Genomic DNA, 19,207 nt, shown 5'->3' with positions numbered 1-19,207 from the left:
ACTTTCATGAAAAGCAACTTATTATTATATTTATTTCTTATTGGAATATTTTCTGGTTGTGAAGGTATTATGCACATTAATGGAAAAATTATATCTAACCAAACCAACAAACCTATAGATAGTGTAAAAATTATTTATAAAGAAGATCGACATACAATTGTAGTTTATGATACGCTTTATTCAGATAAAAATGGAGAATTTGAATTTATTAATCCTACAATGGCAGTTCCAAAAAGTCCGAAAATTACTCTTTATTTATATAAAATTGGATATAAAGAAACTGTAATTGACTTTCCAACCAAAATGCTTGACACACTATTGGAAGTTAAAATGACGGCGAAATAAATTCGCATAACCTCTAACAGGCGTCAAAAGCAATCGCTGGTTTTCTGTAAATTGTTCGTTTCTTTTTCCTATTTTCGTTTCCTCCTAGTGGAGAAAACTCGGTCGCCAAGACGCAACTGCTGCAGGCGCCGAAACTTTAGCAGTAATTTTACCAAAAAAGACACAATGAAATTTTTTACAATAATAATTTTAACAATTTTGATTTCCTGTAACTCAAAACAAGAAACAGAAAAAGGAAATGATAAAAATAAAACAATTAATCATTCAAATAAAAAAGCTTCAACTTCCAAACTTTCTATAACAGACAGCTTAAACACTTACATAAGTGAAATTTTTATTGATAGTCTTAGTATTGGAGAAAAAGGAAAATGCAAAATTGAGTTAATAAAAAATGAGGTTAATTATGACGAAAGTAAAATAATAATTAATTTTTACGTAAAGAGTAAAAAGCCTAACAAAAAAAATAAAACTTGGATAATTTAGAACAGTTATACTTACAAAAGTAATTCATTGATGGGATTTAAACCTAATATTTCGGACTTTAATAACGATAAATTTAACGATATTAATTTCATTTCGGCAACAGCTGCAAGAGGATCAAATGAAGTGAGAAGATTATTCATTTATGAACCCAAAAAAAAAGAATTGATATCAATTGTAAATTCTCAGGATTATCCAAACATGCTTTATAACAAAGAACTTGACTGTATTGATGCATTTTTGATTCATGGAACTTCAACAATAGTATTTGCGAAAATATCTGGAGATAGTTTAAAAACATTTGCAAATATTCAGAATAGTATAGATTTTCATACAATAAACTTGATTGATAAAAATGGAAACGAAAGAGAGCTTTACAAAGTGAAAAGTAAAGGAGATTATATTAGATTTAAAAATTTCAAACCTTTGATTGAATATGCTGAAGAAGAATAAAAAACTTCTGCTAACAGGAGTTTGACAAGATTGCGAATTTTGTAGTAAATTCACGTTTATATTTCGCAAAAAATTTTATCTGCGATAGAAAATAAAAAGTTTCGAACTTCACAACTGACCACATGCGGTGGAACGTTACTAGCAATTTTATGGAGAAAACTACCAAGACAAAACGCTCTTTAATTTTAACAACAATCGTCTGTTGCGTTTATCTTTTGTTGACCATATTTTACCATCATATTGACAAGTATTTATCAGGAATACTGTACATATTTTTGACAATTCTAATTCCAATAGCGTTTATAACAATTGTCATTTTTGAAATTAAGGGAATCATTAAAATTATTCGCAATAGAAAGTATTTGAATTTTAAACTTTGTTTACCAGCTATAGTTTGCTCAATAACACTTTTGTACACGATTTTTTGTCCATATACAATTGACTCTGAAAATCTTGAAAGCGAAGTAGAATTTAGAGCATGTTATGAAGGAACTCAAAATCAAGCTTATATTCTTTTCCGAAAAGACAAAACATTTGAATTAAACTGGACAGGAGTTTTTGGATATAATGAATGGTGGACTGGAAAGTGGGAGAAAAAGGGAAATGTTTTATCGCTTAAATATGATGATGAAAAGACTGAACAACTTGGAGATACAATTTTAATAGCAAATGGTTACTTAAATCCTATTGGAAAATCATTCGATAAAAAGAAATATCCGTATCCAATGTTTTATCTTGGATATTGCAGACATGAAAATTAATGCGTCATAAAAAAACTACTGGTAACAGCGGTTTCTCGCAATTGCGAATTTTGTCATAAATTCACGTTTACGTTTCTCAATAATTTTTATCTTTAACGGAAAATAAATGGTTCCGAACTTCACAACATCGCTAAATGGCAAAACGTTGGTGGTAATTTTACCAGAACAAAATGAAAAATTGAAAATTGAACAAACTAACTGCATTTTCTAATGAAAAAATATTCTCTCGATTATTAAAAAATAAGTCGAGCGAAAACTATTGGAAATACATATGTGAATTAAGAAAACGAAAAAGTAAAGATATTTTCGATAAGGCAATTGAATTGACCAAATCAGAAATTTATAAAGAGAAAATTATTGGCATAACTATTTTGGCCCAATTTGGTTCTCCTAGATTGCATTTAAAAAAGATATTAATTACTTTTTTTAGAATACTCAAAACCGAAAATAACAAAAATGTAATCAGTTCATTATTATACGGAATTGGACACAACAATAAAAATTTAACAGAAAAGCAAATTAAAATAATTTGTTCTTATCAAGATCATAGAAGCGTAAATGTTCGACACAGTTTAGTTTCTTCTCTTTTAGCTATTGAAGAAATTGAAGCAGTTACTACTTTAATAAAGTTATCTAAAGACAAAGATTCAGGTGTTAGAGATTGGGCGACATTTGGTCTTGGAACACAAATAGAATTAGATAATGAATTAATTCGTGAAGCATTATGGAATAGAACATATGACAACGATAAACAAACAAGAGATGAAGCTATTATTGGTTTAGCTAAACGCAAAGACAATAGAATAAAAGAAATTTTAATAAGAGAACTTGAACAAATAGATGAATTTGGTTCAATAATTTTAGAATCCATTGAAGCACTCAATGATAAAGATTTTATAAATTTAATTGAAAAACAAATCATTATCAATAAAGAACTAAAAAAAGTAAATGAAGAATGGCTAGAAGATACATTGGAAAAATTAAAGAAAAATAAAGAATAAACTGTCACCACCATTCGTTTAGCACGATTGCGAATTTTGTAGTAATTTCACGTTTACATTTCACAAGAAATTTTATCTTTGATAGAAATAATTGAGATTATTAGCGCAATACAAAAGTATACAGCTAAGGTTAGCTTACATCATTATCACCTAGACCTTAGTTAACAAGTATTTATGAGAAACTCTGTTGGAAATAGTACTACTTTGATTTTTATCATAATCCTGAGTTTTGGATTGAATATCTATTTCTCAGAATATAATTTGTCAATAAGCTTATTTGTTTTATTTTTAATTTTAGTTTCTATCTCATCTTTATGCTTGTATTTTTTGAATTATTATGTAAAAAACAAAAGACTTAAAGTTGTCTTATCAGTATTAGTCGTTCTATTTTCGATTGGATTGTTAGTTTGTGAAGTCATGCTCGCAAGTCTCAGAAGTGCAAATAATGTCTTCAAAACTTGGCGAATAAATCAATTTGAGATACAATCCATTACAAGGACATTTGAAGGGCCAGAAACAAGCTTTTATGTATTAAAGGAAATATATTGTTTTGGTTTAATTCACAAAGATTTGGGCATTGCATTTCCGAATGAAAATAATAAGTGTATTGTGGAATTTGGTAATGCAAATCAAACTTTTGATTTGTGTAAAGGACAACAAAAATAAAAGCTTGCTAACAGCAGTTTCTCGCAATTGAGAATTTTTGTTGTAAGTTCACTTTCACGTTTCGCAAGAATTTTTATCTTTAACAGAAAATAAAAAGTTCCGAACTTCGCAACTTCGTGAAGCGGCGACACGTTAGCAAACATTTTAGAGAAATGAGTACAAAAAAGATAATCTGTGTTTGGATTGGAAAATTTAAAACCGAAAAGGAGTTTTATCAAGACTACTTGAAATTTGATTATGAAAATGAAGCGAACTCAATATCCCAATTTGGAAAAGACGCTGAACTTGAATATTATGACGAAGATTATATTGAAAGTTGGTGGTTTGAAAAATTAGAAATAAATAATTTAATTGAAAATCAAGACAATTTACTTGATTCCAAATATTTTTTCGAAGAGTTAATTACTGAATTAAAAACGAGAAATCTAAATAATATAAATTTCATTACGTTTCTTTTTGGAGAAGTTGGAACAAATCCTACAAATGAAATATTATTTGAATATCAAGGAATAAAACCCACAAAAAAGCCAATAGAGTTTGTTCTCAAAAAAGAATATAAATTGTAATAAAAACGCTTGCTAACAGCCGTTTGAAGCAATTGCTGGCTCGGGATTTATTTAGAAATGTAAAAGGTTATTAATTAAAAGTTTAAGTTATATTTGTAAAGGCTTTGTCATAGTTCATTGCTACTTCATGAAGCAGCGACACGTTACTTACAATTTTTAACCCTGCAAATGAAGAACACAATCTTTCTAATTACATTACTAACCTGCTCCATTTGCGTAAGTCAAAATCAGAAAATTGACAGTTTGTTTATTCAATTCAAAAAGGCATCTTTTTATGAGAATGTTTATCCTTCTAAACTTGCATTAGAAAATTATCAAAAAGAAGTTATCCCTCAATTAGTTGAGTTACTAAGCGATACAAACTTTGTAAAATTAACTGGAACTGCCGACTTGATTTATCTAGGTACTGAGCAATGGTATGGACATGGGCAATATGTTCCGTATGCAATGGATTGGATTTCGATTAGAGCTGGTTGGCTAGTTGAAGAATTAACCTTTCAGGATTTTGGATATAAAACCATAGATATTTGCAACTTAAATTGGAAAGATAAACCAGAAGTTGGAGAAAAGTTAAAAGAATTACGAAAAGTACAAGCTCAAAAAGTTGAAAATTGGTGGAAAGAAAACAGTACAAAATGGACTCGACTTGAATCTATAAAAGAAGCGTTGATTTCTAATAATGTAAATAGAATATCGAACGCAGTTCAATTTTTAAGATTTGGAGAAACAAAATGTGACGGACTCAATAGAGAAGTGTTTCTTAAAGAAATAAAGCCATTAGCGCTAAAATTAAGAGATTCGGGAAATGAAGACATAAAAGAAATTGGAAAGCAGTTAGAAAGTGAAAATCTTTATAATTGGTTAGGAAAACAAAACGGTAGGTAACAGCCGTTTCGCGCAATTGCGAATTTTGCGGTAAGTTCATGTTCACGTTTCGCAATAATTTTTATCTTTAATGGAAAATAAAAAATTCCGAAGTTCGCAACTGACGAGAAGAGGCCGAACGTTGGCAGTAATTTTGAAGAACTTATGCAGAAAACAGAAATCATAGACAAAACCAAACTGAATAATCTGATTGAATATATTCTATCAGATTCCAAAGCTCTAATTTATGAGTCTTATTCCGAAATGGAAAAAGAGCTAATCTGCATAAATAATTATTCTCAATTTAAAGAATATTTTGAACGCTCAATTTCTGAAAATGAAAAGCATTTAGTATTTGGAATTTATTATCCCGAAACTAAAGGCAAAGTTTCAATAGCTAAAATTGAACTTGATCCAAAACGTTGTAAAGGGAAAACTTATAGGTACAGAATTGATGGTTGGGGAATAATTTTTATCCATTTAAATTTAATAAATAACGAAAGCCAAATTGAATGTAGAGTTTCTGTTAATTCGAAAAAAAGAGCAGAAAACTGGGAAAGTACAAATCCACAATTTGGAAGCCCAGAATTGTGGGATTGGAAATTAGTAGAAAGTAATGTAAGAAAAATAATTAACCGATTAAAAAAAACTAATGCCAACAAAGGCGGTTTCGCGCAATAGCTGACTTGTCTTTCTTGGAAAATACTACGAACTTCAGCATTTCTTATTACATTTTTCTTTAACTTGCCGCTACTGACGCGAAGCGGAACGTCGGCAGTAATTTTGGATAAAGAATACTAAATCAGAAATTTACAATAAATTTTACCTAAAAAGATGAATCAAAAATTAACGAAAATAGAAGTTCAAGAAATCGTTGATGACAAATATTCAAACAAAAATTTTATTAGCAGAAATTTTGGTTCTAGCACTTATAAAGAATTTGAAAATATAGAAAATTCAACTTACCGAAAAAAAGAACAAACCAACAATTTAAAAATATACGTGAGTAAAACACCTTACATCTTACTGATTACAATTACATCTTTTTATTTACTAACTTTTCCATACTTAAATAAAGAAAATCCAACGACACAATTTTTAAAAATAACTTATTTGATTAGTTTTATTTTAATCATTTTTAGTTTGTATAAAATTTTATCAAACCGAAAACTTTATATTCAAGTTTTACCTAATTCATTTGTCTTTAAAGGAAGAGAAATTAAATGGAATGAGATTATGACTACAGGAAAATTAATAGTTCACGGAAAAGCAAGTCACGAATTTTTAATTTTAGGACTTGACTCAGGAGAAATCTTGCAAATTGACATTGAAAAATCAGAAATTTATACTGAAGATTTTATCAAAATAATTCATCTTAACAAAACTTAAAATAAAAACTACTGCCAATAGACGTTTGCACCAATGGCGTGGCTCGGGATTTATTTGGAATAGCAAAGCTGTATAATTTAAAGTTTTGTTTATATTTGTGAAGGTTTGGTCCTGGTTCATCGCCACTTCATAAAGCCGAGACACGTTAGCACTAATCTTTGAGACAACCCAAAAAAAACCGCAAATTGAAATCAAAAAGCGAAAAATTATCTAAACTATTAGCAACATCTCCAATATTATTAATTTTAGTAATGAGATATGCATGGTTTGAAAGAATTTCAATAAAAAATGGAGAGCTTTTTTTTTTAATTCTTGCAGCAATTATATTTTTCCTAGCATATAGATTATTTAAAAAAAATTATACCAATTTATCCAAGTTCTTTATTTTATCATTTTTATTAATCGGTGCTTTTCCATATTTACATTACTTAATTTATCATTCCGACAAAAATAACTACACTTTTAATTCAGATTACTTGAACCAGAGAATTCTCGGCTATAAAGAAAACTTAAAGAACTATAGTGACTCAATATTTGTAGAGCAAATGTTTAAAAATTTTAAAAATTCAAATATTTCTCTTTCTACAAGCGTTAGTGCAATAAACAAAAATCAAAATTTTGGAAACTATGTATTCATTTTAAAAACTGTCAAACAAGATTGGTATCATATAGGCGGAGCACCGATACCCAGAGGTATATCATTTGACAGAAATAATTTATTTAAAGTTTCAAATGGAAAGAACAAGTTTTTCTTTAAGACAAAAGATGGAAACTTAAAAGATGAAATCATGCTTTATCTTAAAGAAAAACAACTACTTCAAACGCAAATTTCAAATCCGAAACAATTTGTACCCTTTTCAGATATTTGGCTTGATTCAGTAACAGGCTTCGTTTTCGCCTTTATTAAACCAGTATCTACAAAATCTCAAATCCTAAGATTATTTCAAATAATTACTGCTTATTTCTTTTTTTACATGGTTTCAAGCTGGTTAAAGCAATCCAAAATACTCGATATAGATAACGTTGAATAAAAACAAAAAGACTACTTCAACAAAGAACTGTGCTTACAAAAAAACTTGAGGCGGTTTCAAGAAATGGCGAGGCACGCGATTTATTTGAAATCGGAAAGATTTTTAATTTAAAGTTTTATTTACATTTGTGAAGGCTTGGTTTTGGATCATCACCACTTCATGAAGCTGCAAGATGTTAGAAGTAGTTAATAAAAAAGTAATCAATAATTTACAAAAAATATTGAGTTAATGAAATTAAAATTTAAACTTGTACTACTATCACTAGTAGCAATTATCATAATAAGTTGCGATCCTCCGCATTATATTGATTTAATAAATACTACCCAATCTCCAGCTAAAGTGAGATTCAATCTAAAATCAAAAGTTGAGAGTTATGAATTAAAAGAAATTGCAACAAGCGATTCAATCGTTTTTAATTTGAATCCAAAAGATACAGCCAATATTCATTTCGGTATTGGTGATTGGTCTGATTCGGGAATTGAAGAAGTAACAAAAGCAGTGAAAAGTATCGAAATTGCAACTAAGGATATTACAACTAAATACAAAACTGAAAACTCGATTAAAAATCTTTTGAAAAAAAACAGACATGGGTTTTTCTTTAAAACCAAAATTGAAATTGAAATACAATAAACTCAACTATTATAAGTAGTTTCAAGAAATGGTGAGTCATGGAATTTATCAGAAATCGGAAAGGTCATTAATCTAAAGTTTTATTTATATTTGTGAAGGCTTGTTCTTGGTTCCTTGTTACTTCTTGCAGCCGCAGAACTTTATAGCCAAGCGCATCCAAAAATTGCACATACTTTAAAATGGAAAATTTCGAAGAAATATTAATTGAAAAAGGATGGTCAAAGCGTGAAAGAAAGGCGTATATTGACTTCGAAAATATTGAAAAAAGTATTGGTTTTAAACTTCCAATCGACTATAAAAATTATGTGGAAAACTTTTATGGTAATGAAAATTTTATTGGAAATGAATATGTAAGACTTTGGGATGCAGAAAATGAATTGCTTGAAAATAATGAAGGCTATAAAATTACTGAAAATGTAAAAAATACATTTGGAATTGGAGAAAATGGAAGTGGAGAATTTATCGCAATTGAATATTTTAAAAATGACAATTATAGAATTGTATTGTCGCCTTTTATTGATTTAAACAAAGAAACTTTTGTAGAAATTGGAAATTCATTTTCTGATTTCTTAAACCGACTGAAAAATGGAAAGGATTGGTTTTACTAGATAAAACTTTAGCTAATAACAGTAGTCTCAAGAAATGGCGAGGCACGAAATTTATCAGAAATTGGAAAGGTTATTAATTTAAAGTTTTGCTTATATTTGTGAAGGCTTGGTCTTGGTTCATTGTCACTTCGTGAAGCCGCCGAACGTTAGGCGATATTGTATCTAAAAATTACGCAAATGAAATATACCAAGCTAATAATTCTCTATTTTTTAATTAGTTTTTCTCTATCTTCTTGGGCAAAAGCAGAAACTGATACAATTACTAATTGGCAGGTGTACAAAGGCTCAAAATTATTGTTTCGTAGCAATGCCGTCGATTGTTTTAAACTTACAGGAGTAATTAAAAAGAGCGATGAATTTAAAACATTAAAAATTGTTTTCTTTCGTGACACAAAATCATATGGAAAACAAAAAATTAAATTGTTAGATCAAAAAAAAGTTGTGGCACAATTTGATTATGAAAACAGCGAAGAATTAGAAATAACAAAAAGTAAAATTCATAGTTTATTTAAAAAAACTAAAGTGTATTTAACGATAATGTACTATGACAATATAGAAAAAAAAGGTACTCTATTGGGATATTTACAATTGGAAAACTAAACAACATCGACTAACAGCCGTTTCACGAAATTGCGGGGTTTGGGATTTATCAGAATTAGTAATTTTTGAAACTAAATTTTGTTTATTTTTGTAAACTAAAGTGTTAAAAATCCGTAAGTTCGTGAAGCGGCGACACGTTAGTGGCAAGCTCACACGTGATGAAAAAGCGAGTTTATGAAACAAATAAAATTCTTTATTATTACTAACTGTTTCAATTAAATATGAAAAGAACTACCCGATATATTTTTAGTTTAGTTATTGCATTATTAGCAAGCCTGATTTCTTATAAAGTAACATTTGAAACTGTAGAATATATACAACCATCCAAAAGATATGACGCCACAGGACATCCTGAGTTTGTTATGCCGATTGGAGCACTTCTTTGGGCTCTAATAATTTCTTTTTTGACCTTAATTTTGACTATCATTAGCATGAATAAATATTTGAAAAATAAATACTGCCGCTAAAATCTATTTAAATATGAAAATTGAAACAGATTTTATAGCACTTTTAAAATACAGAACTGCCGAAGAAGGCGGAAGAAAAACTGCAGCGCATTCTGGTTACAGACCAGATATAAAATTTCCATTCGACAAAATGTTAACTTGTGGATTTCAGAATTTTATTGGACAAGAAAAAGTATTTCCTGGTGAAAGTGTAAAAGCAGAAATTAAAATCATCGCTACAGAATATTTTAAGGGTCAATTATTTGAAAATTTAGAATTTGAATTCAGAGAAGGCTCAAATATAATTGGAATTGGAAAAATATTAGAAATTGTAAATCCAATATTAAAAGTCAGCCACTAACAAAGGCGGTTTCAAGAAATGACAAGGCACGAGATTTATCAGAAATCGGAAAGCTCATTAATCTAAAGTTTTAGTTATATTTGTGAAGGCTTGGTCTTGGTTCATCGCCACTTCATTAAGCCGCGACACGTTGGGCGATATATTAATCGAAAATCAGAAAATGAAAAAATTAACATTATTATTTGCATTTATTATTTCAGCGAAAAGTTTTTCGCAAACGAAAAACTTCATTGATTTACCTTACATCGAAACATCCGCAATTGCTGATACTTTGGTATTACCAAATAGAATTCATCTGAACATTATAATTTCCGAAAAAGACACAAAAAACAAATATTCTGTTGAAGAGTTGGAAAATTTAATGGAGCAGAAATTAAAAGGCTTGGGAATTAATACAAAACAAAATTTAAGTTTAAACGATTTAGCTAGTAATTTCAAAAAATACTTCATCAAAGAAACAGATGTTATGAAATCTAAATCATATAATTTAGTTGTTGAAAATGCAAAAATTGCTGGTAGCGTAATTTCTGAACTTGAAACAATTGAAATTTCAAATATTCGTGTAACAAAAACCGAAAATACAGAATATGAAACAATAAAACTGATACTAAAATCAAATGCAATTGCAAAAGCAAAAATTCAAGCAGAATTTATGACCAAACCCTTAAAACAAAAAGTTGGTAATGCACTATTCATTTCTGATTTAACAAACGTGAGAAATTTTGACGATAGTGCAAATTTAGACGAAGTTGTGGTTATAGGATATGGCAGAAAAAGCAAACAAGAAGATAAACCAATTGATATTGAATTTCAAAAAATTAAAATTGAAAGTATTGTTAACGTGAAATTTAAACTTGAATAAAAAATACAATCGTCCAACAGCAATTTGGCATTATGACGGGTTTTAGGCTTAATTTGAACTTGGTTTTGTACTTTTAAAATCAGTGTTAAACCGAAAGTTTTGGTCTCCTTAATCCGCCACTTCAGCAATCGACAAAACGTTAGCAGTAATTTTATCACGCGAACATCTTTATTACAAAAATTATGTGGATAATACTATTTTTCTTTTTATCAATAATTGCTATTGGAGTTTCCTATTGGTATGATTATAAACAGGATAAAAAAGAGTTTGTACTTTCGCTTAAAATTGTTGTTCGGAATATTTTACTCATCGGAATTGTTTACTTCACAATTGAATACTTAAAAAATTTTATTTAAATAAAAAATAACCTCAAGAGGAACTGTACTTACAAATAAACTTAAAGCAGTTTCAAGAAATGGCTAAGCACGCGATTTGTCAGAAACTGGAAAGGTCAGTAATCTAAAGTTTTGGCTATATTAGTTTAGGCTTGGTATTGGTTTTAAGCCTCTGTGAGCAAGCCTAATAAAGGTAGTAACACAATTATGAAAGGTAATTACTTACTTTAATAACACGCTCTGCAAAGTCTCCCGACCTTGCGGAATTTTTGATTCTATAAGATCGAGGAACTTTAGCCACGTTTTTATCACATTCAGTTAGGAAGCTTTAGACCTTTTTAACTCGGTAAAGTTAGGAGACCATGCGCAGCGTGACTTATTATGAATCAGAATGCCGTTTAAAAAGTGTTGCTTTGATGAAAGTCCGAACTCATATCATCACTCATTTTTGTTTTCTAATACTGCGGACAAAATGTCGACGTACTTAGAAAACAAATTGTCGACGCCTTGTCGAGAAGTTGTCGAAGCCTTGTCGAGAACTTGTCGAAGCCTTGTCGAGAAGTTGTCGAAGCCTTGTCGAGAAGTTGTCGAAGCCTTGTCGAGAAGTTGTCGAAGCCTTGTCGAGAAAATGTCAAAGCCTTGTCGAGAAGTTGTCGAAGCCTTGTCGAGAAAATGTCGAAGCCTTGTCGAGAAGTTGTCGAAGCCTTGTCGAGAAGTTGTCGAAGCCTTGTCGAGAAGTTGTCGAAGCCTTGTCGAGAAGTTGTCGAAGCCTTGTCGAGAAAATGTCAAAGCCTTGTCGAGAAAATGTCAAAGCCTTGTCGAGAAGTTATCGAAGCCTTGTCGAGAAAATGTCGATGTCTTGTCGAGAAAATATTGAAGTCCGTTCAGCAACCAAAATAGGCCAAGCCAAATCTAAAAAATAGCGTGCAACGGAAAAACAACAGCGTCATAAAGAAATGGCGAGGCAAGAGATTTATCAGAAATTGGAAAGGTTTTTAAAATAAAGTTTTATTTATATTTGTAAAGGCTTGGTCGTGGTACGTTGCTACTTCGTGAAGTCGTGGAATGTTAGACAAAAAATTATAAAAACACCATTATAAATGAAAAAAAATAAATTTTTAATTATAAAATTTCTTTTAATTTTATTTGTAGCAATTAATGTTTCTTGTGTTAATTATAACAATCAAATCTTTTTTAAGAAAAAAACGCCAAGTTATACAGAAGTACAATTAATAAATGAAAGTGAATACAAAATCGACATAGAAGGATTTAAAATTTCTAATCAAGAAATTGATAGCATAATATTGAGTAATTTTAAGAAAAAAAATATTATTTTAACAGATAATACTAACGCCAAATACAAACTATCTTTAAAAAAACTTACTTTTAGAATTGAGAAAACAAGGTCAGAAGCGATGGATTCTAAAGGATTTTACAGTGGTCAATATGGAAATGAAATAAAAATCAACATAGATATTGAATCATTAATAGTGAATAATAAAAATCAAAATGATAAAAAAATCACATGGAAATTATCCGACATAAAACCTGTCAGCACAGATATTTTGTTCGACTTTTTTGCTAATGATAGCCAAGATAAAATTAAACCAAAAATTATGTTAGAAAATAGTTTAAATGGAATATCACACAAAGTTGTAAAATTTATTTTAAAACAATAGTATTGAATTGAAATCCTCCTGCCAATAGCGCTTACAACAAATGGCGAGGCACAATATTTATTAGTTAGCGGTAATACTGCACAACTGCCGAACGATTATTATTAACGCATGATGTATATTTGACCTAAGATAAAGGATGAAAAAGGTATTAACAATCTTATTAATTATGGGACTATTCAGCAAATTATTCGCACAAACAGACAAAAAGAATTTAAACTCTTCAGTTGATCAAGAACTTCGATTAAAATATAATATTATGACTAATATTTCACTGGAAAAGTGTCAGAAATATGTCGACCGTGAGCAATTCAAACTGATTGAAAACGGAATTTATCAAGATTTAACTGACAGCGATGAAACGAAATATAGAATGACTATTTCATATAAATTAGATGAAGAAAATGATACGAATAATCAGTATCCAATAGAAGATATTTTAAACAAATACTATTTGTACGTCTATGATTTTTTGGAATCCGAAAATAGTATCGGACAAAACATTTATAAACTTGAATTAGCTGGAGCGTTAGAAGACTTGAAAAAAAGTCAAGAAATTATAGGAAAGAAAGTTTATAACGCAGAATTTAGAGATGAAAAAAAGACAATAAGAGTTGACTTAATAATCGAATAAAAGTAGTACCGCTAACACAGGTTTTATGCTATCACTACGCTTAAGCTTTTTTGGACGCCTAGTCTCTTATCTTTTTTCTTTCTCATCACCTTTTTTCTTTCAAAATTTTCGGCATATTTATGGTCTATGATAAAAAAAGTAACAGACATACAGCCTGAGAACGTTACCAGCACTATTCACACGCCTTTTCTAAAATAGAAAATGAATCCGATAGAAAATTATAAAGTTAAACTTTTTGTTCCATCAGAATATGGAAAAAAATGTATATCAACAACGAACGGTTGGATGTCACAATTTATTGGAGACCATAATCGTATTGACACTGCAAATTCTGTAGTAAATAATATTGAAAAAGTTTTGAGTGGAATTCAAACTGAATGGATTGGTGAAAATTTAGGTATGCAATTAGTACTCGTAGATTCAAAAGAAACCAAAATATATCAATCATCTGAAAAATGGTACAACAACCCAAAAATTCTACCTGATTTTATATTACCAACTATAGATTTTAAAATTATAGTGGAAAGTTGGATAGATTATTTGAAAAACTAATACTACCAGTAACAGCCGTTTCACGAAATTGCGAATTTTTGTGGTAAGGCTACGTTTGCGTTTCGCAAGAATTTTTATCTTTAACAGAAAATAAAAAGTTCCGAACTTCATAACCTCGACAAGCGCAGGGAAGTTAGCAGACAGCTTAGAAAAAAGGGACAAATTAAATAATTAAAATCAAGAAGATGAGACCTAAAAAAATACTATTGTTAATCTTGTTAAACATAAACATAAATTTATTTGCGCAAGTAACTACTACTAAAGAAGAAATTAAAATAGAAATAATTAAGTCTAAATTAGTTGATAATGTTAGTGTATTTGGAATCAGACAACTAGAAGTAACAAGTGACGACTTGAGAAAAGTAATGATTAAAACAAAAATTAAATCAACAATTGATAACAAAACTAAATTAAGTGCATTTTCGCTTTTAGACACTAAAAATAAAATTCGATATAGACTTGCTGACTATAAAGGATATAATGGCTTTATTGGAGAACCTGAATTGATTCCATATAGAAAAGAAAGACTATTTAAAGAAAATGGAAAAGAAATTGATGGATATTGGTTACCTCAATATGATGATTCCGAAAAAGACTATTTTAATGAATATGATAGAGAAGGCTATAACAATTTTGAAATGAAAATAAATTTCGGAACTACTAAAAAACCAAAATTAAGTATAGTCTATTTTGGAGAGACAAGTTATGAAAAATTTACCGCTGAATTATTCTTTGCAATATTAATAGAAAATAAAGACTCTGATTATGAATTGTATTACAAAGATGAAAAAATAAGTGATATAAAATTTAAATAAAGCCAATCTACCAAAACTGTTTTATGCTATCACTGCGCTTAGGATTTTTTGGACGCTTGGTCTCTTATCTTTTTTCTTTCTCATCATCTTTTTTCTTTCAAAATTTTCGGCATATTTATGGTCTATGATAAAAAAAGTAACAGACATAAAGTCAGGTAACCTTAGTGACAACGCTACCGCAGAACTTAAAAATTAACATAATATAAAACAATTAGAATATTAAATGAAAATAGTTTTTGCAATAATAGGTTTATTAGTTTTAATAATTGTAATGTTTGCCATTTATAGATTTATAACTGTAAAACTTCAAAATAACAAACTTAATAAAGAACGTTTTGAAAGAGTAAAAGAACTTTATGAAAAACTTGAAAACGGAGAAAATATAACAGAAGAAAATATTTTACCATATGCTCAAAACTTACTTACTAGGCAAACTGCATTTCAACTTTTAGAAAAATATAACAAAGTAAATTTATTTCCAAAAGAATATTATTCACTAATAAAAGGAGCTGAAAGTAGTTTGGCAAATTGGTTGGAATTCCCAACAGAACTTGGTGCTTGTCCTGACGAAATGGAACATATTAAACGTGTTACATTTGACTATGATGGAGCAAATAACTTTGTCCATTACGAAGTGTTTAAATATTGTGTTTATAAACCTCATTGGGCATCAGGAGATGGATGGAGTTTAGGTGTTGTTGGTCCATATTTTGATGATAGCAAACCGTACGATTTTGCTCAAGCAACATTTAGTAGAATTGGAAGCAAATTTGACAAAGTAACAGCAGATGAAGAAGCTAAATGGGTTCACGAAAATATTTCAATGAGACAATAAAAGTACAGCCTCGTACACCGTTTTCAACAAATGTCAAGGCATGGGATTTATAAGAAATTGAAAAGGTTTTTAATTTAAAGTTTTATTTATATTTGTGAAGGCTTGGTCTGTGTTCAGCGCCATTTCTTGAAGTCGCGACACATTGTGCGACTTTTTAAATTAACTAAACAAAACAAATGAATATTTATCGCGAATATTTTGAAACTCTTAAAAGTTATCTTGAAATACTTAAAATAGACAGCATTGAGGATAATACTGAAAAAGGCATTTTTGGTTGTAGTGAAGAGGAAATAACAATTATCAAATCAGGCAAAAAAAAATTCCCTATTGCTTATGAAGAATATTTACGCAGTATTGGAAAAAAATTCTTATTTGAATTTATGAATGCTGAAAATATGGCTTATGATGATTTGGATTATATAAATAAATTTGCAAAAGAAGTTTTTGAAAACAATTCTTTGAAATTAAACAACGAATTTATTGTGATTTCCGAAAGAAGAAATGAATATATTTCTCTAATATATTCTGATACAGACAATCCAGAAGTTTGGATAGCAAGCGATTGTTGGGACGAAGAAAGTGAAGGTCAAAATTTAGTAGTACGCAGTAAAAGCTTTACTGATCTTATGACAAATTTTTTTGCATCCACATTACATTATAAACCATCTGGTTTTAATTTTGTTCCTGATGATGTGGAAAACAGTGACATTTACATTGGAAACTTATATTTTCAGTGGGTAAAGGGTTTAAAAGAAATATATCTATTCATACATAGCCAACAAGAAAAAGTGCAGAACAACATTCATTTGACTTATTTAAATGAAACTTTTTTAAACTATTATGAAAGGAATGAAGTGGATTCCATAACATTTGAAATTGATTATGATGACAAAAAAATGGTAGAAGATTATATTAAAACGAAAGATACCAAAAATAACAATAATGTAACTATCAATCAGAATAATGACGAATTTAAATCATTGAAGAAAATCGGACTAATAATTTTATCTTTATTTATTATTGGTCTTTTTTTATTTATTTTAATTGTTCTTTAATTAAAAAAGCCTCGCGTAACACAAGTTTTATGCTAGTACTGCGCTTGGGCATTTTGGGACGCTTGGTCTCTTATCTTTTTTCTTTCTCATCACGTTCACCTTGTAAAAGTTTCGGTATATTTGTTTTAATCTGTAACAAAACCAGCAACAGACATAAAGATTGGTAACGTTAACTGTAATTTTTTGTCCGAGAAAAAAACAACTCTTTCTTTGATAATTACCAAATTTTGGTAACTTTGTTAAAAATAAAAAAATTATGGGACGAAATACATCAGTTTCTCTTGGAAACTATTTTGAAAACTTTGTCGATAGTAGAATTGCGGAAGGAAGATTTAAAAACGCTAGTGAAGTTATTCGAGCTGGATTGAGATTATTAGAAGAAGAGGAAAGCAAAATTATTGCTCTTAAAAAAGCTATCAGTGAAGGGATTGAAAGCGGAATCGCAAAAAACTTTGATCCAAAAAACCATCTTGAATTGTTAAAAGCCAAAAAGAGAAATGGCTAAATACGAATTAACAAACAAAGCAGTAGAAGATTTATCGAAGATTTGGGATTATACATTCGAAGTTTGGTCTGAAAATCAAGCAGACAAATATTATTTTGAACTTATTAAAGATTGCCAAGTAGTGGCGGAAAATCAAAGCTTAGCGAAAAATTATACGGAGATTGATGATGATATTTATGGTTATAACTCGGGACAACATATAATTTTCTTCAGAATAATGAGCGAAAACGAAATTGAAATTATTAGATTTCTACATTCAAAAATGGATTTGAAAAACAGAATTCAAGAATAAAACTACTGCCGACAGCAGCTTCAAAAAATGTCAAGGCACGGGATTTATCAGAAATCGTAAAGATTTTTAATTTAAAGTTTTATTTATATTTGTGAAAGCTTGGTCGCGGTTCGTTGCCGTTTCTTGAAATCGCCGAAAGTTGGTAATACTACTATGACGAAAAATTTTAAATACCTATTTTTACTATTATTGACATTGATTTCTTGTGAAAAGAGACCAACAAAAAACTATGAAAATATAATTGTGGGCGATTGGATTTTTCAAAAAGAAAACCCTAAAATTGAAAATCATTTTTACACTGATTTTGGGTATTCGTTTGACAATAATGGAAACTGCGAAAGTAAACCAGGATATTTTGAAACAAAAGATGAAACAGAAAAAGAAGAAAGAAAAACTATCTTTTACGGAACAAAAACTAAATATAAAATTGTAGGCGATAGTTTATATATTTTTAATTTAGTTTCTAAAAAATGGAATGCTTCTAAAATTATTGCAATTAATTCAAAAACGTTACAACTAAAGTCTGACAAAAAAGTCGTTTTAGAATTCTCAAAACTAAACTTCAAAGTGAATGAAAAAGAAGACTTTGACAAAATAATTATATCAAAATCTCCTTGTTTTGGTTCTTGTCCAATAAATGACATCGAAATAAACAAGGACGGAAAGCTATATTATTATGGAGCTCATTACAATTCTAATAATGGTTACTTCAAATCACAAATAAATACTTCTGAATTCAATGAAATTGAGAATAGTTTAAAAAAAGTAAATTTCTTAAACTTAAAAGATAGTTATACAGCAAATTGGACTGATGATCAAGAGGTTAGTGTTACATTCGTAAAAGAAAACAAAATTTTGAAATCCATATCTGATTATGGAAGACAATCTCCAAAAAGTTTCCGAATAAATATTGAGCCACTAACCTATTTGTATCAAAAAATAAAATTAAAAGAAAACAAAACAGCTAAAGATTTTCAGCACATAAATCTTCGATTTGAAAAGGGTAATAAAATCATAAACTTGACAAGTTCTGAAGTTTTCTTCTTATCGAATCTATTGAGTCAATCAATAACTACAAGTAAATCTTTTAAAGCCGAATTTGTAACTAATTATGATACTGAATATGATGTAAGCAGAATTGAAACCGATGGAAGATTATTTAAAATATTTTCTAAAAATAAAAGTTCAGTAACGTATGATTTGGGCTTTAATTTTATTGAGAAAAATGAATTAACAAAAAGACTACTAGTTAATAGCAATGAATAAGTACTACTGCCGACAGCAGCTTCAAAAAATGTCAAGGCATGGGATTTATCAGAAATTATAAAGGTCTTTAGTTTAAAGTTTTGGTTATATTTGTGAAGGCTTGGTAGCGGTTCCATGTTACTTCATGAGGTAGCGGAATTTTAAGATAACGAAAATAAAGGACATAAATTGAAAATTAA

General features: G+C 29.2%; 27 protein-coding genes. All 27 read left to right on the top strand.

Features of this window, described 5'->3' with window-relative positions; translation table 11 throughout:
* The first annotated feature begins 6 nt into the window (after window positions 1–6).
* The 27 genes from ACZ098_RS14385 (at window position 7) to ACZ098_RS14255 (ending at window position 19,028) form a co-directional block, all read left to right on the top strand.
* On the top strand, window positions 7–345 hold the full coding sequence (locus ACZ098_RS14385) for a hypothetical protein (protein WP_487312461.1): 339 nt from the start codon (window positions 7–9) through the stop codon (window positions 343–345).
* Between the two features lie 165 nt (window positions 346–510).
* Entirely contained in the window at window positions 511–828 is a 318-nt protein-coding gene (locus ACZ098_RS14380) for a hypothetical protein (protein ID WP_487312460.1), read from the top strand.
* 30 nt (window positions 829–858) lie between these two features.
* The gene (locus ACZ098_RS14375) at window positions 859–1,278 is read left to right on the top strand and encodes a hypothetical protein (protein WP_487312459.1); all 420 of its coding nucleotides are present in this window, start codon (window positions 859–861) and stop codon (window positions 1,276–1,278) included.
* A gap of 410 nt (window positions 1,279–1,688) precedes the next feature.
* Window positions 1,689–2,039, top strand: coding sequence for a hypothetical protein (locus ACZ098_RS14370; protein ID WP_487312458.1), 351 nt, complete (start codon window positions 1,689–1,691; stop codon window positions 2,037–2,039).
* Window positions 2,040–2,362: 323 nt separating this feature from the next.
* Entirely contained in the window at window positions 2,363–3,040 is a 678-nt protein-coding gene (locus ACZ098_RS14365; RefSeq protein ID WP_487312457.1) for a hypothetical protein, read from the top strand.
* A 174-nt stretch (window positions 3,041–3,214) separates the two neighbouring features.
* Window positions 3,215–3,706 (top strand): hypothetical protein, encoded by a 492-nt coding sequence (locus tag ACZ098_RS14360; RefSeq protein ID WP_487312456.1) that lies wholly within the window; start codon window positions 3,215–3,217, stop codon window positions 3,704–3,706.
* Between the two features lie 152 nt (window positions 3,707–3,858).
* Entirely contained in the window at window positions 3,859–4,272 is a 414-nt protein-coding gene (locus ACZ098_RS14355; RefSeq protein ID WP_487312455.1) for an immunity 22 family protein, read from the top strand.
* 168 nt (window positions 4,273–4,440) lie between these two features.
* A complete protein-coding gene (locus ACZ098_RS14350) occupies window positions 4,441–5,157 on the top strand; it encodes a hypothetical protein (RefSeq protein WP_487312454.1) in 717 nt (238 codons plus the stop codon).
* A 144-nt stretch (window positions 5,158–5,301) separates the two neighbouring features.
* Window positions 5,302–5,817: a hypothetical protein gene (locus tag ACZ098_RS14345; RefSeq protein WP_487312453.1), complete on the top strand. Its 516-nt coding sequence runs from the start codon at window positions 5,302–5,304 to the stop codon at window positions 5,815–5,817.
* 153 nt (window positions 5,818–5,970) lie between these two features.
* Window positions 5,971–6,525 carry a hypothetical protein gene (locus tag ACZ098_RS14340; protein ID WP_487312452.1) on the top strand — a complete coding sequence of 185 codons (555 nt, stop codon included), beginning with the start codon at window positions 5,971–5,973 and terminating at the stop codon, window positions 6,523–6,525.
* A gap of 185 nt (window positions 6,526–6,710) precedes the next feature.
* Window positions 6,711–7,556 (top strand): hypothetical protein, encoded by an 846-nt coding sequence (locus tag ACZ098_RS14335; RefSeq protein WP_487312451.1) that lies wholly within the window; start codon window positions 6,711–6,713, stop codon window positions 7,554–7,556.
* Between the two features lie 228 nt (window positions 7,557–7,784).
* A complete protein-coding gene (locus ACZ098_RS14330) occupies window positions 7,785–8,186 on the top strand; it encodes a hypothetical protein (protein WP_487312450.1) in 402 nt (133 codons plus the stop codon).
* A 179-nt stretch (window positions 8,187–8,365) separates the two neighbouring features.
* Window positions 8,366–8,794 (top strand): SMI1/KNR4 family protein, encoded by a 429-nt coding sequence (locus ACZ098_RS14325; RefSeq protein ID WP_487312449.1) that lies wholly within the window; start codon window positions 8,366–8,368, stop codon window positions 8,792–8,794.
* 156 nt (window positions 8,795–8,950) lie between these two features.
* Window positions 8,951–9,394 (top strand): hypothetical protein, encoded by a 444-nt coding sequence (locus ACZ098_RS14320; RefSeq protein ID WP_487312448.1) that lies wholly within the window; start codon window positions 8,951–8,953, stop codon window positions 9,392–9,394.
* A 221-nt stretch (window positions 9,395–9,615) separates the two neighbouring features.
* Window positions 9,616–9,861: a hypothetical protein gene (locus ACZ098_RS14315; protein ID WP_487312447.1), complete on the top strand. Its 246-nt coding sequence runs from the start codon at window positions 9,616–9,618 to the stop codon at window positions 9,859–9,861.
* 13 nt (window positions 9,862–9,874) lie between these two features.
* Window positions 9,875–10,201, top strand: coding sequence for an EF-Tu C-terminal domain-related protein (locus ACZ098_RS14310; protein WP_487312446.1), 327 nt, complete (start codon window positions 9,875–9,877; stop codon window positions 10,199–10,201).
* A gap of 160 nt (window positions 10,202–10,361) precedes the next feature.
* The gene (locus ACZ098_RS14305; protein WP_487312445.1) at window positions 10,362–11,063 is read left to right on the top strand and encodes an SIMPL domain-containing protein; all 702 of its coding nucleotides are present in this window, start codon (window positions 10,362–10,364) and stop codon (window positions 11,061–11,063) included.
* Window positions 11,064–11,245: 182 nt separating this feature from the next.
* Window positions 11,246–11,419, top strand: a complete 174-nt coding sequence (locus tag ACZ098_RS14300; protein WP_487312444.1) for a hypothetical protein — start codon at window positions 11,246–11,248, stop codon at window positions 11,417–11,419.
* A gap of 1,079 nt (window positions 11,420–12,498) precedes the next feature.
* The gene (locus ACZ098_RS14295) at window positions 12,499–13,077 is read left to right on the top strand and encodes a hypothetical protein (RefSeq protein ID WP_487312443.1); all 579 of its coding nucleotides are present in this window, start codon (window positions 12,499–12,501) and stop codon (window positions 13,075–13,077) included.
* A gap of 166 nt (window positions 13,078–13,243) precedes the next feature.
* Window positions 13,244–13,708, top strand: coding sequence for a hypothetical protein (locus ACZ098_RS14290; protein WP_487312442.1), 465 nt, complete (start codon window positions 13,244–13,246; stop codon window positions 13,706–13,708).
* A gap of 201 nt (window positions 13,709–13,909) precedes the next feature.
* Complete coding sequence (locus ACZ098_RS14285; RefSeq protein WP_487312441.1) at window positions 13,910–14,260, top strand: hypothetical protein; 351 nt, start codon at window positions 13,910–13,912, stop codon at window positions 14,258–14,260.
* Between the two features lie 185 nt (window positions 14,261–14,445).
* Window positions 14,446–15,075 carry a hypothetical protein gene (locus tag ACZ098_RS14280; protein WP_487312440.1) on the top strand — a complete coding sequence of 210 codons (630 nt, stop codon included), beginning with the start codon at window positions 14,446–14,448 and terminating at the stop codon, window positions 15,073–15,075.
* Window positions 15,076–15,298: 223 nt separating this feature from the next.
* Entirely contained in the window at window positions 15,299–15,910 is a 612-nt protein-coding gene (locus ACZ098_RS14275) for a hypothetical protein (RefSeq protein ID WP_487312439.1), read from the top strand.
* 176 nt (window positions 15,911–16,086) lie between these two features.
* Entirely contained in the window at window positions 16,087–16,965 is an 879-nt protein-coding gene (locus tag ACZ098_RS14270; protein ID WP_487312438.1) for a hypothetical protein, read from the top strand.
* 256 nt (window positions 16,966–17,221) lie between these two features.
* Window positions 17,222–17,470 (top strand): type II toxin-antitoxin system ParD family antitoxin, encoded by a 249-nt coding sequence (locus ACZ098_RS14265; protein ID WP_487312437.1) that lies wholly within the window; start codon window positions 17,222–17,224, stop codon window positions 17,468–17,470.
* Window positions 17,463–17,762, top strand: a complete 300-nt coding sequence (locus ACZ098_RS14260) for a type II toxin-antitoxin system RelE/ParE family toxin (RefSeq protein WP_487312436.1) — start codon at window positions 17,463–17,465, stop codon at window positions 17,760–17,762. Before ACZ098_RS14265 ends, ACZ098_RS14260 begins: the two co-directional genes overlap by 8 nt.
* 153 nt (window positions 17,763–17,915) lie before the next feature.
* Complete coding sequence (locus tag ACZ098_RS14255; RefSeq protein ID WP_487312435.1) at window positions 17,916–19,028, top strand: DUF6438 domain-containing protein; 1,113 nt, start codon at window positions 17,916–17,918, stop codon at window positions 19,026–19,028.
* The last annotated feature ends 179 nt before the right edge of the window (window positions 19,029–19,207 follow it).

It is taken from the genome of Flavobacterium sp. SP2, assembly GCF_057626655.1.
The sequence above is the reverse complement of the archived record's forward strand: the minus strand, read 5'-3'. Positions and strand labels throughout refer to the sequence as shown.

What these genes read in the sequence shown, in the direction of transcription:
- ACZ098_RS14275 (WP_487312439.1), top strand. Translation starts at nt 15,299, where the DNA reads ATGAAAATAGTTTTTGCAATAATAGGTTTATTAGTTTTAATAATTGTA.
- ACZ098_RS14355 (WP_487312455.1), top strand. Translation starts at nt 3,859, where the DNA reads ATGAGTACAAAAAAGATAATCTGTGTTTGGATTGGAAAATTTAAAACC.
- ACZ098_RS14255 (WP_487312435.1), top strand. Translation starts at nt 17,916, where the DNA reads ATGACGAAAAATTTTAAATACCTATTTTTACTATTATTGACATTGATT.
- ACZ098_RS14305 (WP_487312445.1), top strand. Translation starts at nt 10,362, where the DNA reads ATGAAAAAATTAACATTATTATTTGCATTTATTATTTCAGCGAAAAGT.
- ACZ098_RS14325 (WP_487312449.1), top strand. Translation starts at nt 8,366, where the DNA reads ATGGAAAATTTCGAAGAAATATTAATTGAAAAAGGATGGTCAAAGCGT.
- ACZ098_RS14380 (WP_487312460.1), top strand. Translation starts at nt 511, where the DNA reads ATGAAATTTTTTACAATAATAATTTTAACAATTTTGATTTCCTGTAAC.
- ACZ098_RS14350 (WP_487312454.1), top strand. Translation starts at nt 4,441, where the DNA reads ATGAAGAACACAATCTTTCTAATTACATTACTAACCTGCTCCATTTGC.
- ACZ098_RS14375 (WP_487312459.1), top strand. Translation starts at nt 859, where the DNA reads ATGGGATTTAAACCTAATATTTCGGACTTTAATAACGATAAATTTAAC.
- ACZ098_RS14310 (WP_487312446.1), top strand. Translation starts at nt 9,875, where the DNA reads ATGAAAATTGAAACAGATTTTATAGCACTTTTAAAATACAGAACTGCC.
- ACZ098_RS14260 (WP_487312436.1), top strand. Translation starts at nt 17,463, where the DNA reads ATGGCTAAATACGAATTAACAAACAAAGCAGTAGAAGATTTATCGAAG.
- ACZ098_RS14300 (WP_487312444.1), top strand. Translation starts at nt 11,246, where the DNA reads ATGTGGATAATACTATTTTTCTTTTTATCAATAATTGCTATTGGAGTT.
- ACZ098_RS14290 (WP_487312442.1), top strand. Translation starts at nt 13,244, where the DNA reads ATGGGACTATTCAGCAAATTATTCGCACAAACAGACAAAAAGAATTTA.
- ACZ098_RS14385 (WP_487312461.1), top strand. Translation starts at nt 7, where the DNA reads ATGAAAAGCAACTTATTATTATATTTATTTCTTATTGGAATATTTTCT.
- ACZ098_RS14280 (WP_487312440.1), top strand. Translation starts at nt 14,446, where the DNA reads ATGAGACCTAAAAAAATACTATTGTTAATCTTGTTAAACATAAACATA.
- ACZ098_RS14360 (WP_487312456.1), top strand. Translation starts at nt 3,215, where the DNA reads ATGAGAAACTCTGTTGGAAATAGTACTACTTTGATTTTTATCATAATC.
- ACZ098_RS14270 (WP_487312438.1), top strand. Translation starts at nt 16,087, where the DNA reads ATGAATATTTATCGCGAATATTTTGAAACTCTTAAAAGTTATCTTGAA.
- ACZ098_RS14295 (WP_487312443.1), top strand. Translation starts at nt 12,499, where the DNA reads ATGAAAAAAAATAAATTTTTAATTATAAAATTTCTTTTAATTTTATTT.
- ACZ098_RS14340 (WP_487312452.1), top strand. Translation starts at nt 5,971, where the DNA reads ATGAATCAAAAATTAACGAAAATAGAAGTTCAAGAAATCGTTGATGAC.
- ACZ098_RS14330 (WP_487312450.1), top strand. Translation starts at nt 7,785, where the DNA reads ATGAAATTAAAATTTAAACTTGTACTACTATCACTAGTAGCAATTATC.
- ACZ098_RS14315 (WP_487312447.1), top strand. Translation starts at nt 9,616, where the DNA reads ATGAAAAGAACTACCCGATATATTTTTAGTTTAGTTATTGCATTATTA.
- ACZ098_RS14285 (WP_487312441.1), top strand. Translation starts at nt 13,910, where the DNA reads ATGAATCCGATAGAAAATTATAAAGTTAAACTTTTTGTTCCATCAGAA.
- ACZ098_RS14265 (WP_487312437.1), top strand. Translation starts at nt 17,222, where the DNA reads ATGGGACGAAATACATCAGTTTCTCTTGGAAACTATTTTGAAAACTTT.
- ACZ098_RS14345 (WP_487312453.1), top strand. Translation starts at nt 5,302, where the DNA reads ATGCAGAAAACAGAAATCATAGACAAAACCAAACTGAATAATCTGATT.